The sequence below is a fragment of the Cytobacillus solani genome, from assembly GCF_006704205.1.
GTDB classification, from domain to species: Bacteria; Bacillota; Bacilli; order Bacillales; family Cytobacillaceae; genus Cytobacillus; species Cytobacillus solani.
In genome coordinates this window covers 4,264,069-4,279,221 of sequence record NZ_CP041305.1, presented here as the reverse complement: position 1 = coordinate 4,279,221, position 15,153 = coordinate 4,264,069, and the positions used below count along the sequence as shown (strand labels likewise).

The window sequence follows — 15,153 nt, the reverse complement described above, 5'->3', positions numbered from 1 at the left end:
ATTCACCTAATTTCAAAAGCTTTTTCGCTTATTTTAACTAATACGCCATTTTTTATTGAATAAACACCATTCCCTTCTGTGGCTTCGAGATAACCATTTTGAAAATAGGCACCTGTTTTCTCATCAATCTCATAATTAAAAGAAGTTTGTAATTTATTCACTGCATTTCTTAAATGGCTCTCATCGTCCCATTCTGTAAAGTGGACATTTGTAAACGGCGGGCTCCCGCCAAATAAAAATAGATGAGTGTTCATTTGATCACCCTTTGAAAATTGCCAGATTTCATTTACTTTTCAGGATAGGTCTCCCGTAAAAATTTTACTGATTCAATAATCAATTCTTTTAATACATTTTCATCAATATCTTCGATTTTATTAATATATACACAGGCTTTTCCTGTTGTGTGTTTTCCGAAACTCTTTAACAATTGTTCTCGTTTCGTTTCACCTGGTGCGAAGTAAAGGCTAATTTTTGCTTTTCTTGGTGAAAAACCAACAAGAGGTGCATCACCCTCATGACCGGAATTATATTTATAATGATAAGAACCAAATCCTATTATGCTTGGTCCCCACATTTTTGCTTCAAATCCAGTAGTTTCTTTAAAAATATCTAATAATTTGTAGGCATCTTCACGTTTTTTGGGACTTTCAACTGCTTCAATAAATTCGATGACACTGTTATCTGTTTTTTTAGTTTTTAGTTCGTACATAATGGATACACTCCTTTTTTGGATCAATAATTAGGTATAACAACTGCATGACAAGCTTTTTCATAGAACTCAATCGGACCTGCTCCACCGATAATGGCATACTCATATCCGATTTCTTTCATCTCTCTTAAACAATGATGCAGGAGTAATGTTCCCACCCCCTTTATCCGATTCGATTTGGATACGCCCATTGGACCAAAATAGCATTTTCTCCTTTTATACACATCAAAGGCTGCAAAACCTATAATTTCTTCTTCTCTAACGGCAATATATATTGAAGGGTCAGTTAATAAAAAACCATCCCTCAATGTTTTCGACCATTCAGATGAAAAATTTGTTTCAACAAATTGTAATAAGCAAGAATAATCATTTTTATTTGCTTTCCGAACAATGTTTGAATCAGAATGTGGAAAGTTTAATTGACCTAAATGAGTAATCATATCTCTTGGGGTCGTACCGAGGGTCATAATGATATTTTTGTCTTCAATTGATAAATAATGGTCAATGACTTTTGTTGTTAATAATGCTTTGAGTAAATGCCCTTCATTTACAAACACTTGATTATAGTTTTTCATATATTCGACTGCTTCTTGAAAAACGAGCTGGACCTCTTTAGATACCGGAATATTAAAAAGAACATTATTTTTTTGAAACTCAGTTGAATTTGCTTGCGCATTTCTAGCAAATTCTCTTAATGAAGATAGTTGCAATTCACATTTTAGTGAAATCTCCCCGAGGACACCCGTTTTTTCCTGAAGGCTTGCTATCAATAGATGAATAGGCATTAACACATTGTCTTCGTTTGCTGCCTTTTCTGCTTTTCTCATAAGTCTCAACATTCTTTCCGTAAAATGAATCGATGAATATTCCAGTTTTCCCACCCTCTTTATTCAATAGAGTCTATAACCAGATCAGCTAGTCCAATCGGATTATCACCTTCTAGGTAATATCCCTCTCCTGGCCAATACCTTCTTTTATATTTATTTAGCCTCTCTTGGTAATCTCCAATATATGAATCTCGTTTTAGCACTCTTTCATATCTTACATCACGAGGGCAATCCAGAAAAATTGTGTAGTCATAAAAACTCCTCCATTCTTTCCTCAGGAGGAAGATGCCTTCAATAAGAATGATCGAGTCATTTGGGATAGAGATTTTCTTTAATGTTAATGTATCCTCCGAATGATTATAAAATGGAAGTATAAGGTTATTCTTGTTATTATGCAGTTTCCTAAATAAATCGGTTGAGAGCAGATTCACATCCCATTGAAGATAATAATATTCATACCATTCCTCATAACCTGTATCATATCGTTTATTTCTCTCAACAATATGATCATCAATATGTATAATAACAACCTTACAGCCATTGTTTCTTAATTCACGATCAATCCTATGTACAAGTGTTGTTTTTCCAGCCCCGCTTAACCCGTCAAACGCCACAATGAACGGACGTTGTTTACTAATACGCGCTGAATAGTTAATAAGTATTCCCTTAGTTATTTCCTCATTTGTCATCTCATTTTTTCTCACTTTCACTAAAAAAGTAATTCATATATCAAATAATCTCTTAACATCCCTCAGTTTTCCATTATCAAATTCAAGTGTATATATGTCTGGCATGGAAAGTTCCTTCCAAAACTCGAAATTATATTTTCCATCAAAAAAGTTCATAATTAAAACCATTATATTTCCATGTGTGCCAATGACAATATTATTTCCTTCGAATCGATCTAATATTTGAAAGGTAGCATGAATGCCTCTCGTTTGCGCAGCTTGATTTGATTCTCCGCCTATCCAAGAAAATGAAGGTTCATGCCAAACTTTTTGAACTGCCAAATCAAAATCCTCAACAGGTTCTACTGATAAAATTCGTTCTTTAAAACCATCTTCGATTATAATTTCTTTCCCGATATATTTTGCAATTCCCTCAACTGTTTGTATGGCTCTTTTGTATGGACTTGATATAACATAATCGACTTTTTCTGCTTCTAATAATTTTGTTACTTTATCTGCATCTAAAAAGCCTTTGTCTGATAGCGGCCTTTTCCACTCGTCAGCCGTATATATGGAGTGTGCATGACGTACAAAATATAGTTTTGTCAGCATATTTCTTCTCCTCTATTAAATTATATTTTATTCGGACAGTGCTTATCGTCCATGGTCTTATAATAGAAAATCGATGCATCCCATTCACCATTAGAAGATTTTGCATAATTAGGAATTCTTCCAGCCAGTTCATATCCTAATGACTTGTACAATCTGTTAGAAGGGTCACCTTCTCTTGTATCAAGCATTAATAATGACCTCTCTTCTTGTTTGGCTCGTTCTTCTACATTCTCCATTAGTCGTCTGCCTATTCCGCTTCGCTGGAAATTTGGATGTGTCATTAACTTTGCAATTTCTGCTCGATGAATCCCATTCTGTTTTGTGCATAAATGCAACTGAACACTTCCGACAATTCGATTGTCTTTAATTGCAGCAAATAAAAGAATCTCTTCATTGTTTAAAACTTTTTCCCAATACTTTGAAGCTTCAAAGTTAGACAGCGGCGATAAAAAGCCAACAGATGCACCATGTTCTACTACCTTTATTAAAAGCTCAGATAACTCATTAATTCTTCCTGTATTTGTTTTTATTTGCTCGACCTTTACATGACTGTTCATATCTGATCACCTCAAAATATTTATTATCCTCTTACTTTAATACGAGCAATGTTTTCAGACAACTATAAAATTTATTAATATTATAATAATCACATTTCTTAAACAAAAGAATTTAACAAAAAACGATCCTCAGTCACTGAAGATCGCTTGGTTTTATCTTAATTTAGCTATTTTTCACTTCATTCATTAAATAACGAACGAATATATCATCTTTGACTAGCCATACAGCAAACTTTCTTTTTAAAAAGCTTTCGCCTTCTTCAAAGCTGGCAAAAAGCATTTCAATCTGTGCTTTATTTTCGGTAATAGCCCACTCTTGTTCATTTAGAGGATATAGAAGAAAGAGACTATCTTCTCGATCTTGGTATAATGACCCGAATGTAGAGCGTTTTAGATTAAATCGATTATGTCTAGCATCCTCCCTCAGCGGCTCTAGATGGAAAGTATCAATCACAAATTGTTTATAGGTCTCAGCTGTCAATGTACATCCCGATGCTTTTGCATGTCCACCGCCTCCGTATTTTCCTGCCACTTCGGATAAATCAATATGATCGTGAATCGTGCGAAAGCCTAACCTTTTTCCACCGATATTTATAATTGCAATATAGTCAAGATGAGGATATTCCTTTCCTAGCTCATTTCCTAGTTCTGAATGATAGGACTCAGCATACACAATTCCTGCGAAATGATCACCGATATGAGATTGAACAAGTTCTCTTCTTTTCCTGCGAATATAGCGTTCAATCTTGTCATCCTCCATATCAAGCAATTTCTTCTCAAATTCATCAAAGGAGAAAATATCATCCAACTGCAATCGCTGAATCATCTTATCCTCAAATTCTTCGATAGAGAGAAGATAAAAAAGTGCATTCAGCCGGCGTGCATGATGATTGTTGTTCTTCTCCCATTCCCAAGTATCGTACTGTCTAACTAGCTCAACAAATTCTGTTACAGTATTTGTTGGATTCAACTGTTGGTGTTTGATTAAGTAGTCATATAACAAAGATGTAGCTGAAGTTAATTTTCCCTCTTCATCTTCAACAACTACATGACCCCATTCATAATCATTCAAGGATAGGGATGTTTTATGATGATCGATTAATTGTACTTTCCCTTTATTTTGATAAAATGACTCTAGTCTTTTTTCATTTTCTTCATTAACTGATAAATCTGTAATTATTAGAAAGGTTTCTTTCTCATCATTTTCCAAAAACCATTCTACTTCCCGATTAAGAGCAGATACGGAATTATAGCGAATCTTCACATCATTGCCAAAGGCAAGCTTAGCCAAAATTCCACATCCAACTCCATCCAAATCATTGTGAGTCAATAGTTTATACATAGTATCACCCTTAAAGTAGTATGGTTATTAAATGATTATATATTCAGTATCTCTCGAATATCTGCTTCAGTTAAAGATGCAGTGTTCTTCTCAGAATCAATAATCTCATCTATTAAATCTTTCTTTTTTTCTTGCAGCTCATTCATCTTCTCTTCAATCGTACCACGTGATATAAGCTTAATTACCTGCACTGTATTTGTCTGACCAATACGATGGGCTCTATCAGCTGCTTGTTCTTCCACTGCAGGATTCCACCAAATATCATAAAGAATCACAGTATCTGCTCCTGTCAAATTTAGCCCTGTCCCACCAGCTTTCAAGGAAATGAGAAAGAGGTCCCTTTCTCCTTCATTAAAACGATGGCAGGTTTTTACTCGTTCCTCCGATGGCGTTTGTCCATCAAGATAAAAAAACGGCATATCTCGAATGGCTAATTCTTTTCCGATGAGTTCCAGCATTTTCGTAAACTGAGAAAAAATTAGGACTCTTCTTCCTGAAAGCTTTGATTCCTCAATAATTTGCATAAGCTGAATAAACTTTGCGGAATCTCCCTTATAGTCGTCAACAAACAAGGCAGGGTGACAGCAAATTTGTCTTAACCTTGTCAATCCAGCCAGTATTCTAATTTTATTTTTTCGTAAAGTATCTTTGTTCAAATGCTTAAGTGTGTCATGTCTTAATTTTGCTAAATATGCTGCATAGAGCCGCTTTTGATCAGGCAGCAGCTCAGCTGATTCTGTTGACTCGATTTTATCAGGAAGCTCTGACAGGACATCCTCCTTCATTCTGCGCAACAAAAATGGTCGGACTCTTCGGGCAATCGTTTTTCTTGATAGATGACTATATTCTTTTAAACCCTGGAACAGCTCAGGAAAAACGACATGAAAAATAGACCACAATTCTTCGATCGAATTCTCAATCGGTGTACCTGTTAATGCGAAGCGATGATTTGCCTGAATTTTTTTCACGGCACGTGCTGTTTGTGTGATCGGATTTTTAAATGATTGAGCCTCATCAAAAAATACGGTATGAAAGAATTGTTTTTCTACCCATTTGATGTCCCTTCTCACTAACGGATAGGAGGTAATGACAACATCCAAACCTAGTATATTTTTTTGTAATTGAACTCTTTCTGTTTTCGTCCCATCTATGACAACAGCTTGAAGCTCAGGTGCAAATTTCATCATTTCATTCATCCAGTTATATGTTAAAGAGGATGGACAAACAATAAGTGCCGGTTGCTTCTTTTCACGAATAACTGGAAGCTCAGATAAAATAAATGCTATGCTTTGTATTGTCTTTCCAAGCCCCATATCATCAGCTAAAATTCCGCCAAATCCATAATTTGCAAGTGCCTTCATCCATTTAAATCCAGTCTTCTGGTAGTCACGTAATTTCGATTGTAAATGAGCAGGAACATGAAAATCGAAGCTCTCAGGATTAGTTAATGTTTCAAGAAAATGTCTAAATGATTCCTCCAACGTCAATAGTTTACTATCTCCAATGGAGTCGATAAGTTGGATCCCTCTTACAATGGGGACATTTAAACCACTTTCAAGATCCTCATTTTGAACAGGAAGTGCATGAAGAAAACGCTGAATTTCTTGATATTCCCTTGTTTCTAATGAGAGCAGCGATCCGTTTCGCAAACGGTAATACTTTCGCTTCTCTTCCAAAGCGGAAAGAAGCTCCCGAATTTCTTTCTCAGAAACACCATTCATTTCAAATTTGAATTCAAGCCAGTTGGTTCGTTCTTTTTTCAATTTAACTCGGACCTGAGGATGTGCAGCCTCTCTGAAAATTCGATTCTTAACTGCAGTAGTTGCATAAACTTGGACATGCTTTTGTAATTTCGGGAGGATATGAGTTAAAAATTCATACTCTAGTTCCTCATTATGCAGGAAGAATCCACCTTCTGTTTTCGTAAATGAACTGTCTTCCAACAGTTTTAAAATGGCATCCTCTTTTGCATCATCTCTTATCAGTAAAGATGTCGTCAGTACTTCTTGCTCATCGGACGGGTTGATGACTATATGTTCATAATGGAATTCTAGTCCAGCAAGTAAACGATTCTTCACACGATCCAAATACAGCTTAGCAATTAAAGGTGTCTTCAAATACTGCTTTGTAATTGACTCCGTTATTTGGACATATCCTAATCTCTTCAGACCAGGAACTACTTTTTCAATAAAAAAATCAATTTGGTCTCGATGAATGGGAATTTGATTCGTACCGGATGCATCGAGTATATTCTTCAGTTCATAAAGTCGGTTACAATCGTCACTTTTTAACTCTGTAAACTTTCCTTTTAGTAAAACAGAACGATAGGCATGAAGGATGATCATTTGATTCAAGCCCTTGATCCTTAACATATAGCTTTTATCGTCGGCTCCTTCAAAGTGAAATTGTAATGGCAATGTTTTATCAGATAATCGAAATCCTTCATATAATGTTCCGTCATAGGATAGTTTAATCGAAGGCGCTCTTGTGAATAGAGGAAGTAGTTTCTCCCATGATGTTGGCGGTATTAGTAACATTTCATTGCTGACTTTATTATTTAATTCGTCTGACAAACTTTTTCTATACACGTCTTCAACTTTGACAACTTCAATTAGCTGTCCGATTACAGCATCTGATTCCCTATGAAAACAATGATAATGTGGATTAAATGTAAATGCATTAGAAAGAAAGCTTGGTCTTCCTTCTTTAATATTCACTAAAAATTCACGGATATTTTTCACCTGAGTTGTAGCAATGGCTATTTCAATTCCTAATAATATGTTGCTCTTATCAATAGAAACAGGTCTACAAATAAAATCTGCTTCAATGACTTGTCTATTTTCAAAGTGTCTCTGATGACCGCTTGAACGGACAATTTTGTCACTAAAAATGGACATCATTTCTTCAGTGAGCCCATGATTATTTCCTGAATCTGATTGGGGCTTTTTTGAAGGGATCGCTCTATTACGTTGATGTTCCGAGATTGCAATCAATACTGCTGCTATATGCTGACAATCCTTATCGAAAGAAGCTAGCTTTGGACAGCTGCATTCTGTAAAGTACTCATTATTTTTTTCTTTTTTTATTGTTACAAAAAAGTTTTCATTCCCAGCAACGATTGCTTTGCAGCCATTTGAATCATGATGTTCAAAACTTACTTTATTCGCACGATAAAAAGCGTCTCCTCGTTTATAGGAGACGATTCCACACATATCTGTAATGATTTTCTGATTTAATTTTATATACAAATGCCCTCACCCTTCGTACCTGCTTTCTCTCTATTCACCTAAAGATTCCAATTAATAGTCTTCTCATTTGATTTTACAATAGCACTTAATACAAGATGATGCCATTAGAGAAGCCTACTATTCAGATGCTAATTTTTTTCGATCAACAGCATAGGGAGGCTGCTCCATCCAACCCTTCTCAATCATTATTTTTGCTGCTTTTTCAACAAATACTCCAATCTTCATAAATGACTTCGTATAAAGCAAACCGATATCATGTCTCCCATTTACTGCTATTGAATTGCCAAACGCTCTAATTTTCATTGAAAACATATCCACCTTATGAAATAACATTACTTTATCCGAAAATGGAGAGAAAGTAGATTTTGTCACTAAATCATCTAGAAATGATGGTGCAGGCAAATTTTCCATATGCAGTACTTTCATGTAACTTTCAATATTTTTTGCTGTTAAATCTCTTCCCTTTTCAAATAATTCTCTAATTTGCTCATCCTTAACAACTTGTGCAAATGCCATAATAAGAGCTTTACTTGTTACATTATTTTCAATATTATCATAGAAATGGGCAATTTCTAATGCATGCAATGGCCGCACATGTCCAAAAAAGCCATTTAAAAAATCGCTATCAACAAATTCAGCTTTATCTGGAACAGGAATAATAGGCGGCTTTATGATAAATCCCTTATTCATTAATAGTTCTTTGATCTGCTCCATCAAAGTAATTGTGCAATTCATGCAATAAATAAAAAATTCCTTCACATCCTTTCTAAATACAAGTGGTATGGCAATATTATAAATACTCATTCCAGCTTTTGCTGTATATTTTAAATAATGCACATAAAATTCATCTTCAAACAATCTTGGGGCGCCTAGGTTGACATCATCTTTACCAAAACCAATTGGAATAGGGAAATTTTCCTTGTTAAATATTTCAGTTGTTATTTTCATGAATTCATTACATAATTTCAATGCATTTTCTAATAATGTTCTAATATCAGGATCCTTCACATGTTGGAGATAGTAGCTTATTATACATTTTGACATGCTGTTCCCCATATAAGTTGCCCACAGTTTGCCCATTTCTGCTGATCCTAGCTTTTCCTTAAGGCTTGTTTTAGTTGTACCTAGTTTAATCGGCTTAATGGTTTGCAAGATAACATCTCCTTCGCCTGATTTTTTGATAGTATTTTCCTCTATTCAAAATATATTCTCGAGGTATCTTGATACACTTCAAAAAACCATTTTATAAATAAAAAGACCGACAATTGTCCTTGTCGGTCACTCTAATTAAGGTTCATTCTTTTTTCTCTTCTTTTTCAACAAGATATTTAAGCATAGATAATTTGTTGTTCCAAAATTTCTCATAGTATGATAGCCAGTGTTGAACTTCTTCCAATGGCTCGGGATTCAACTGATAAATTTTTTCTCTGCCTTCTTTTCGCCCATAAACTAGTTTTGCTTCTGATAGGACATGTAGATGTTTGGCAATAGCTGTACGGGTCATCGGAAAATGTGCTGTAATTTTTGAAATAGGCATTTCCTTTTGAGAAAGCAGCCTTAGAACCTCTCTGCGTGTAGGATCAGCAATCGCTTGAAATACATCATAGTTTTGTGCTGCTTGAGACACTTAGCTCTCAACAACCTTTTTAAGCTTCTCTGTAATTCCAACCCAGCCTTGATTCATACGATCGCGAATAACTGATGCTTGTTCACCCGCTTTTGGTACAACAGCGTCCACTTCTTTCCATCCGCCATGAATGAGAGTAAACTCCGTTTTACCACCCAAATCTTTCAAAATAAATGAAACAATCCATCCATCTTTATCCCATGAAAAGGAGAGTCGGTTGGGTACATCTAGTTCTAACACCTTGCATGGGGATGGTCCAAATGGTGATTGAATATGAAATTCATGACCTACCTCAGGTTGAAAATCATTTGGCATAAACCATGAAGCAATCCCTTCTGCATTTGCAACTTTATCCCACACCTTTTGAATCGGCGCCTCAATAATTACTTTTTGTTCGATATCTTTTACTTTTTTTTGATTTGACATATTTACGCTCCTCTAAGTAGAAAATATAACACCTTTTGGTTTCACTTATAATAATATAACACCTTTTAGTTTCACGTCAAGCTGTTTTATATTTTACCTAAAATGTCCAAAATAGTACAAAAAAGGAGCTTAGATGCAGCTCCTTTATAAGTCTATTTTATTTTTTTCATAAAAGAAGATAGAGATAACTGGCTATTTATAACAGTTTCTCCCGTTTTTACAAAGCCGAATTTTTCATAGAAATGAATAGCTGGTATATTTTTTGAACCAGTGGACACTATTAATGTTTTAATCCCCATAGCATTTCTTTCGATATACTCTAAGAGCCCCTTTGCAATTCCTTTTCGAAAATGGGATGGATGTACCATCAGTCTGTGAATATCAATGATGTCCTTTTCACACTTAAAAGAAAGGACACCGCTTAACTCTTCATTTATGTAATATCCAATGAATGTTTCTCCACAATGCATTAATGCAGGGATCGAATCCTTTAAAGGCGGGATATCAAAATAGCCGATTATTTCAGCTTCTATCTCATATGATGGAATTTGAATGTTCATTACATTTTCAGCATTCCGTTTATTAGTAATCTCAATTTTTTTAATCATTGCTCTTCCCCCTCTTATATACCTATAACTAATTAAATTATTTCATCATTCCTCCATCAACACTTAATACATGCCCATTAATAAAATCAGATTCATCTGAAGCGAGGAATAAATAAGCATTAGCAATATCTTCTGGTTTCCCTAACCGGCTACTCGGTGTGATTAATTTTATTTGCACAAGAATATGTTCGGGAATCGTGCTAATCATATCAGTCTCGATAAAACCTGGTGCAACTGCATTTACATTTATTCCTTTTCTCCCTAATTCTTTTGCCCATGTTTTCGTTAATCCAATAACACCTGCTTTGGCTGCAGAATAATTGGTTTGCCCAAAATTCCCTCCAACCCCTGCAACAGAGGAAGTATTGATGATTTTCCCCTTTTCTGCCTCAAGCATGTATGGAAGAACTGCTTGTGTACAATGAAAAACACCAGTTAGATTTACATCAATCACTTTTTGAAAATCCTCTATCGTCATTTTTTGTAAAGTTGCATCCCTTGTAATTCCTGCATTATTAATTAAAATATCGATTTTACCAAATACCTCTATTACATCTCGGATCACGTGATCAACACTTTCACGATTAGCCACATCGGCTTGGAAAAATAAAATGTTATGTCCATTTTCTTGTTCTTTTCCCGCTTTATCATTATAATCGACAATTGCTACATTTGCCCCTTCTCTAGCAAAAAGCTTAACAGCTTCTAAACCTATGCCACTTGCACCACCAGTAATAACAGCTGTTTTCCCTTGTAATCTCATATAAACCACCCTTTAAAAGTCAAAATTCAGAATTTACACAATTCTAGTTTACCATACTTATAAAAAAAGATTGTGATTAAATGTTAGAAGATTTTTGTACGTCTACTAAAAATAATTCACTCATAGCTACCGTTAAAACGTAAACAGGAATATCAAACAAATATAACAGAAAATGCTTGGAAATTATCCAAGCATTCTTTGTTCATTCACAATCAACCGTGATTTCGCTTACGAATTGATCTAATATACCCGTTTTCCATACATAAATTAAACAATTTGACTTAAGAAGCTTTTACCTTGTTAGACTCTAAAGATGCTCCATTCCCTTGAATATGGAGATAATAAAATCCATAAATAGCTGAAAACAGTAATAAACTCCCCGACAAAATGTAAACTAATCGAACACCGATTAGGTCTGTTAAAACGCCAATTCCAATAACCGATAAAATAAAAATAAGCTGGACTAGCGTTGATCGTGCAGCTAGGATTTTTATCAATGTTTGATCATCTATACTATTTTGAAACATCGTCTCCTGTGCTAAGTCTCTTAATTGATACGCTGGACCCATTAAGAGAACTAGCACTAATGCTAGATACGGGGTAGAAACAAATCCATAAAAAAACGTGAGCAGCCCAAATAAGAAAGAACCTGCAAGCATAAAAAGAGTTAAGCGACCTTGCATCCATTTTGAAAATCGAAAGACAAGTAAACCTCCTATAATAGTACCTAGATAATACCCGCCATTAATATATCCCCACCACATTTCTCCTTTTCCTAACGCTTCCTTTGCAAAGGTTAAAGTGACAGCACCTATCCATATCGTTCCAACCCAGGCTTCCATTAAATCCATGATAACTAAGATTCTTAACCCCTTATGTTGAAAAAGATGTTGCCATCCGCTCGTGATTCTTGCTAAAAATCCGTCTTGAGATTGAATAGTAACTGACTTTTGTACCTTCACTAATAATAAACTGACGATTGAAGTGATTAGTAGTCCAAATGTGAAGGCTAAGGTTGTATCTTTCCCAAAAAATGCAAGCAACACGCCGCCAAATGTCCATCCTGCAAATAAAAAAGTTTGATCCACACTGGAAATGAGGCTATTTGCCTTCACCCTCGTACTTTCATGGACAATCGATTTTACTAAAGTGCTTTTAATTGGAGAAAAAAATCCATTAAAAAATGAAATACTAGCTAATACCATAAAGACAATTACTAATATAGTCGTCGTCAGTTCTATTTGAAAAAGGATAAATAATCCCGCAAGCAACAGGAGTTGACTTATCTGAGCAAACATCAATAAATGTGTAGGCTTATATCGATCTGATACGGCTGGCAAAATAAGCCCGCTACCCATCCTTGCGATGAAACTTACTAAGGTGACCGCTGCTGACAATGCAGTAGAGTCCGATTCATTATAAAGATGTAATACAACAACCATTGTATATAAAGCAAATCCGAGATTCGTTGAAGTTTGACTGACTAATAAAGCATAAAAGGATCGGTTCAATGGAAAACTCCTCTTCTATTAAGTGAAAATTGTCTCAGTTATTGAATTCACCTGTGTCCTTATTATCCCCCACATATCGTTTGATCGGTCTCCTGGCATTGCATGTGGATTGATTAGTAACTGAGGATGATTATTATTTTTATATGTCTCCTATCTATAAATGAAGCAAATGTGAATATCATAAGAACAAAAAGGATGAGAAACCAAATCATACAATTCACACGCCTTATTTTTCCATTTTATCATAGAATATGATTGTTTTGATAACTTAGTTATTTTCTTTAGTTACGTTTACATTTCTTTTGGTGCTTCAATTCCTAATAGTCGTAAGCCCTCTTTTAGAACAATTTGAACTGCGAAAACGAGTGATAATCTTGCTTGTTTTCGCTCATGATCATCTAAAATGCGAACTGATCCATAGTATTTATTAAATGCCTTGGAAAGTTCGAGTACATATTTGGCAATTTGTGATGGATCATATTCATTAAAGGCACGCTTAATTACGACTGGAAAAGCCATGAGATTCTTTATTATTGACCATGCTTCATCATCGGTAATGTCGGCAAACTTCTCATTACTTTCCTCATATTTCCCCTTTTTCAATATGGAAGATGCACGTGCATGTGTATATTGAACATATGGACCGGTTTCTCCTTCAAATCTCAACATATCTTCAATAGAAAATTCAATATTATTTAATCGATCGTTTTTTAAATCATGGAATATGACGGCACCGACGCCAACCTGACGAGCAACCGTATCTTTATATTCCAGCTCTGGATTCTTCATAATAATGTTTTTCTTGGCTATATTAATCGCATCAATTAAGACTTGCTCCAATAATACAACTTTTCCTTTTCTTGTTGACATTTTCTTACCATCCTTTAACATCATTCCAAAAGGAATATGCATAAGTCCTTCATGCCATGTATAACCCATTCTCATTAATACTTCGAATAATTGCTTAAAATGGAGTGTTTGCTCATTCCCTACAACATATAGTGACTTAACAAATCCGTAATGATTTTGCCGATAAATTGCTGCTGCTAAATCACGGGTTGCGTAGAGAGTGGTTCCATCTTTTTTCTTAATTAAACAAGGAGGTGAATCATTGTTTATTTCTACTATTTTTGCTCCTTCTGATTCTTTTAATAACTGCATATCGTCAAGCAGGTGAACTACTTGCTCCATTTTATCATTGTAAAAAGCCTCGCCATGAGTTGAATCAAAGTTCACACCTAATAATGTATATATTTTCGAAAACTCTTTCAATGATTCATCTCTAAACCATTTCCATAATTCTAAAGCTTCTTCGTTTCCTTCTTCTAGCCTCTTAAACCACAGTCTCCCTTGATCATTTAAATCAGTATCCTGTTCAGCCTCTTCATGGAATTGAATATACAATTTTAACAGCTCTTTGATCGGATTTTGTCTTACCTTTTGCTCTTCACCCCACTTTTTATAGGCTACAATTAACTTTCCAAACTGCGTGCCCCAATCACCTAAGTGATTTATTCTAATTGGCTTATACCCACATTTTTCAGACAAGAGTGCAAGTGCGTTCCCAATTACTGTGGAACGTAAATGTCCCATTGAAAAAGGTTTTGCAATGTTTGGGGATGAAAAATCAATTGTTATAACGTTCTGATTGCCAATGTTTATATCTCCATACTTTTCTTTTCTTGAGATGACTTCCTGAATAATTCGTGAGGATACTTCACTTTTATTTAAAAATACATTGATATAGCCACTAGCTGCTACTGCATTCTGGAAACAGTTTGACAGCTCTACGTTTTGTACGAGTTCAAGTGCTATGTTCTGTGGTGACTTACGGTAAATATTAGCCAATTCAAAACAAGGAAAGGCTAAATCACCCATATTCGCAAATTTAGGTATTTCAATCATATTCAGTAACTTACTTTTCTTTAAATGATCTTTTAATTGATCGTATAGAACATCTGCCAATGCCATTTTATAATCCATTTCTCTTTCCTCCTCAAAATAAAAAAATCCCGTCTCTTTTTCCTAAGAAAAAGAGACGGGATTCCTATTAACCCGCGGTACCACTCTACTTGTTTTATAAAAACCACTCTATTTGATAACGGGGTTCACCCCGACTTCCCCTAAGACGTGTATTCAGGAAAGCATCTCCAAAGTGCGGTTCACTTTTTGCTCCATGATCAGGCTTCCACCATCCCTGACTCGCTTTGCCGTTACAAAAAACTACTCTCTTTGTCATTGATTTTTAAGAAGTA

At 35.1% G+C, this 15,153-nt stretch carries 15 protein-coding genes and 1 other annotated feature; all 15 genes read right to left on the bottom strand.

Going from position 1 to position 15,153, the window contains the following annotated elements; all coding sequences use genetic code 11:
* Positions 1–2 precede the first annotated feature (2 nt).
* The 15 genes from FI644_RS21520 to argS all read right to left on the bottom strand — a co-directional run bounded on the left by FI644_RS21520 (position 3) and on the right by argS (position 14,881).
* Positions 3–254 (bottom strand): hypothetical protein, encoded by a 252-nt coding sequence (locus tag FI644_RS21520; RefSeq protein WP_056684824.1) that lies wholly within the window; start codon positions 252–254, stop codon positions 3–5.
* Positions 255–286: 32 nt separating this feature from the next.
* Complete coding sequence (locus FI644_RS21515; protein WP_056684827.1) at positions 287–709, bottom strand: DUF1801 domain-containing protein; 423 nt, start codon at positions 707–709, stop codon at positions 287–289.
* Positions 710–732: 23 nt separating this feature from the next.
* The gene (locus tag FI644_RS21510) at positions 733–1,536 is read right to left on the bottom strand and encodes a GNAT family N-acetyltransferase (RefSeq protein ID WP_056687192.1); all 804 of its coding nucleotides are present in this window, start codon (positions 1,534–1,536) and stop codon (positions 733–735) included.
* 59 nt (positions 1,537–1,595) lie between these two features.
* Positions 1,596–2,225 carry a kinase gene (locus FI644_RS21505; protein WP_056684830.1) on the bottom strand — a complete coding sequence of 210 codons (630 nt, stop codon included), beginning with the start codon at positions 2,223–2,225 and terminating at the stop codon, positions 1,596–1,598.
* A 33-nt stretch (positions 2,226–2,258) separates the two neighbouring features.
* On the bottom strand, positions 2,259–2,816 hold the full coding sequence (locus FI644_RS21500; protein ID WP_056684833.1) for a histidine phosphatase family protein: 558 nt from the start codon (positions 2,814–2,816) through the stop codon (positions 2,259–2,261).
* A gap of 20 nt (positions 2,817–2,836) precedes the next feature.
* Positions 2,837–3,373 carry a GNAT family N-acetyltransferase gene (locus FI644_RS21495; RefSeq protein ID WP_053476215.1) on the bottom strand — a complete coding sequence of 179 codons (537 nt, stop codon included), beginning with the start codon at positions 3,371–3,373 and terminating at the stop codon, positions 2,837–2,839.
* Between the two features lie 163 nt (positions 3,374–3,536).
* The gene (locus FI644_RS21490) at positions 3,537–4,715 is read right to left on the bottom strand and encodes a DHH family phosphoesterase (RefSeq protein ID WP_056684836.1); all 1,179 of its coding nucleotides are present in this window, start codon (positions 4,713–4,715) and stop codon (positions 3,537–3,539) included.
* Between the two features lie 35 nt (positions 4,716–4,750).
* A complete protein-coding gene (locus tag FI644_RS21485) occupies positions 4,751–7,963 on the bottom strand; it encodes a DEAD/DEAH box helicase (RefSeq protein WP_056684838.1) in 3,213 nt (1,070 codons plus the stop codon).
* 117 nt (positions 7,964–8,080) lie between these two features.
* Positions 8,081–9,115 carry a DUF3231 family protein gene (locus tag FI644_RS21480; protein ID WP_142108812.1) on the bottom strand — a complete coding sequence of 345 codons (1,035 nt, stop codon included), beginning with the start codon at positions 9,113–9,115 and terminating at the stop codon, positions 8,081–8,083.
* 142 nt (positions 9,116–9,257) lie between these two features.
* Positions 9,258–9,590 carry an ArsR/SmtB family transcription factor gene (locus FI644_RS21475; RefSeq protein WP_053476219.1) on the bottom strand — a complete coding sequence of 111 codons (333 nt, stop codon included), beginning with the start codon at positions 9,588–9,590 and terminating at the stop codon, positions 9,258–9,260.
* Positions 9,591–10,016, bottom strand: coding sequence for an SRPBCC family protein (locus FI644_RS21470; protein WP_056684840.1), 426 nt, complete (start codon positions 10,014–10,016; stop codon positions 9,591–9,593). It abuts the gene before it with no gap.
* 152 nt (positions 10,017–10,168) lie between these two features.
* Positions 10,169–10,624 (bottom strand): GNAT family N-acetyltransferase, encoded by a 456-nt coding sequence (locus FI644_RS21465; RefSeq protein ID WP_053476221.1) that lies wholly within the window; start codon positions 10,622–10,624, stop codon positions 10,169–10,171.
* A gap of 37 nt (positions 10,625–10,661) precedes the next feature.
* A complete protein-coding gene (locus tag FI644_RS21460) occupies positions 10,662–11,387 on the bottom strand; it encodes a beta-ketoacyl-ACP reductase (RefSeq protein WP_056684842.1) in 726 nt (241 codons plus the stop codon).
* Positions 11,388–11,668: 281 nt separating this feature from the next.
* Positions 11,669–12,898, bottom strand: a complete 1,230-nt coding sequence (locus FI644_RS21455) for an MFS transporter (protein ID WP_056684846.1) — start codon at positions 12,896–12,898, stop codon at positions 11,669–11,671.
* A gap of 291 nt (positions 12,899–13,189) precedes the next feature.
* Positions 13,190–14,881 (bottom strand): arginine--tRNA ligase, encoded by a 1,692-nt coding sequence (gene argS / locus FI644_RS21450; protein WP_053476224.1) that lies wholly within the window; start codon positions 14,879–14,881, stop codon positions 13,190–13,192.
* Positions 14,882–14,929: 48 nt separating this feature from the next.
* Positions 14,930–15,146: a binding site (T-box leader), on the bottom strand.
* Positions 15,147–15,153: the final 7 nt, after the last annotated feature.

Coding starts and splice junctions, on each gene's coding strand:
- FI644_RS21520 (WP_056684824.1), bottom strand. CDS start 254: ATGAACACTCATCTATTTTTATTTGGCGGGAGCCCGCCGTTTACAAAT.
- FI644_RS21515 (WP_056684827.1), bottom strand. CDS start 709: ATGTACGAACTAAAAACTAAAAAAACAGATAACAGTGTCATCGAATTT.
- FI644_RS21510 (WP_056687192.1), bottom strand. CDS start 1,536: ATGAGAAAAGCAGAAAAGGCAGCAAACGAAGACAATGTGTTAATGCCT.
- FI644_RS21505 (WP_056684830.1), bottom strand. CDS start 2,225: ATGACAAATGAGGAAATAACTAAGGGAATACTTATTAACTATTCAGCG.
- FI644_RS21500 (WP_056684833.1), bottom strand. CDS start 2,816: ATGCTGACAAAACTATATTTTGTACGTCATGCACACTCCATATATACG.
- FI644_RS21495 (WP_053476215.1), bottom strand. CDS start 3,373: ATGAACAGTCATGTAAAGGTCGAGCAAATAAAAACAAATACAGGAAGA.
- FI644_RS21490 (WP_056684836.1), bottom strand. CDS start 4,715: ATGTATAAACTATTGACTCACAATGATTTGGATGGAGTTGGATGTGGA.
- FI644_RS21470 (WP_056684840.1), bottom strand. CDS start 10,016: ATGTCAAATCAAAAAAAAGTAAAAGATATCGAACAAAAAGTAATTATT.
- FI644_RS21465 (WP_053476221.1), bottom strand. CDS start 10,624: ATGATTAAAAAAATTGAGATTACTAATAAACGGAATGCTGAAAATGTA.
- FI644_RS21460 (WP_056684842.1), bottom strand. CDS start 11,387: ATGAGATTACAAGGGAAAACAGCTGTTATTACTGGTGGTGCAAGTGGC.
- argS (WP_053476224.1), bottom strand. CDS start 14,881: ATGGATTATAAAATGGCATTGGCAGATGTTCTATACGATCAATTAAAA.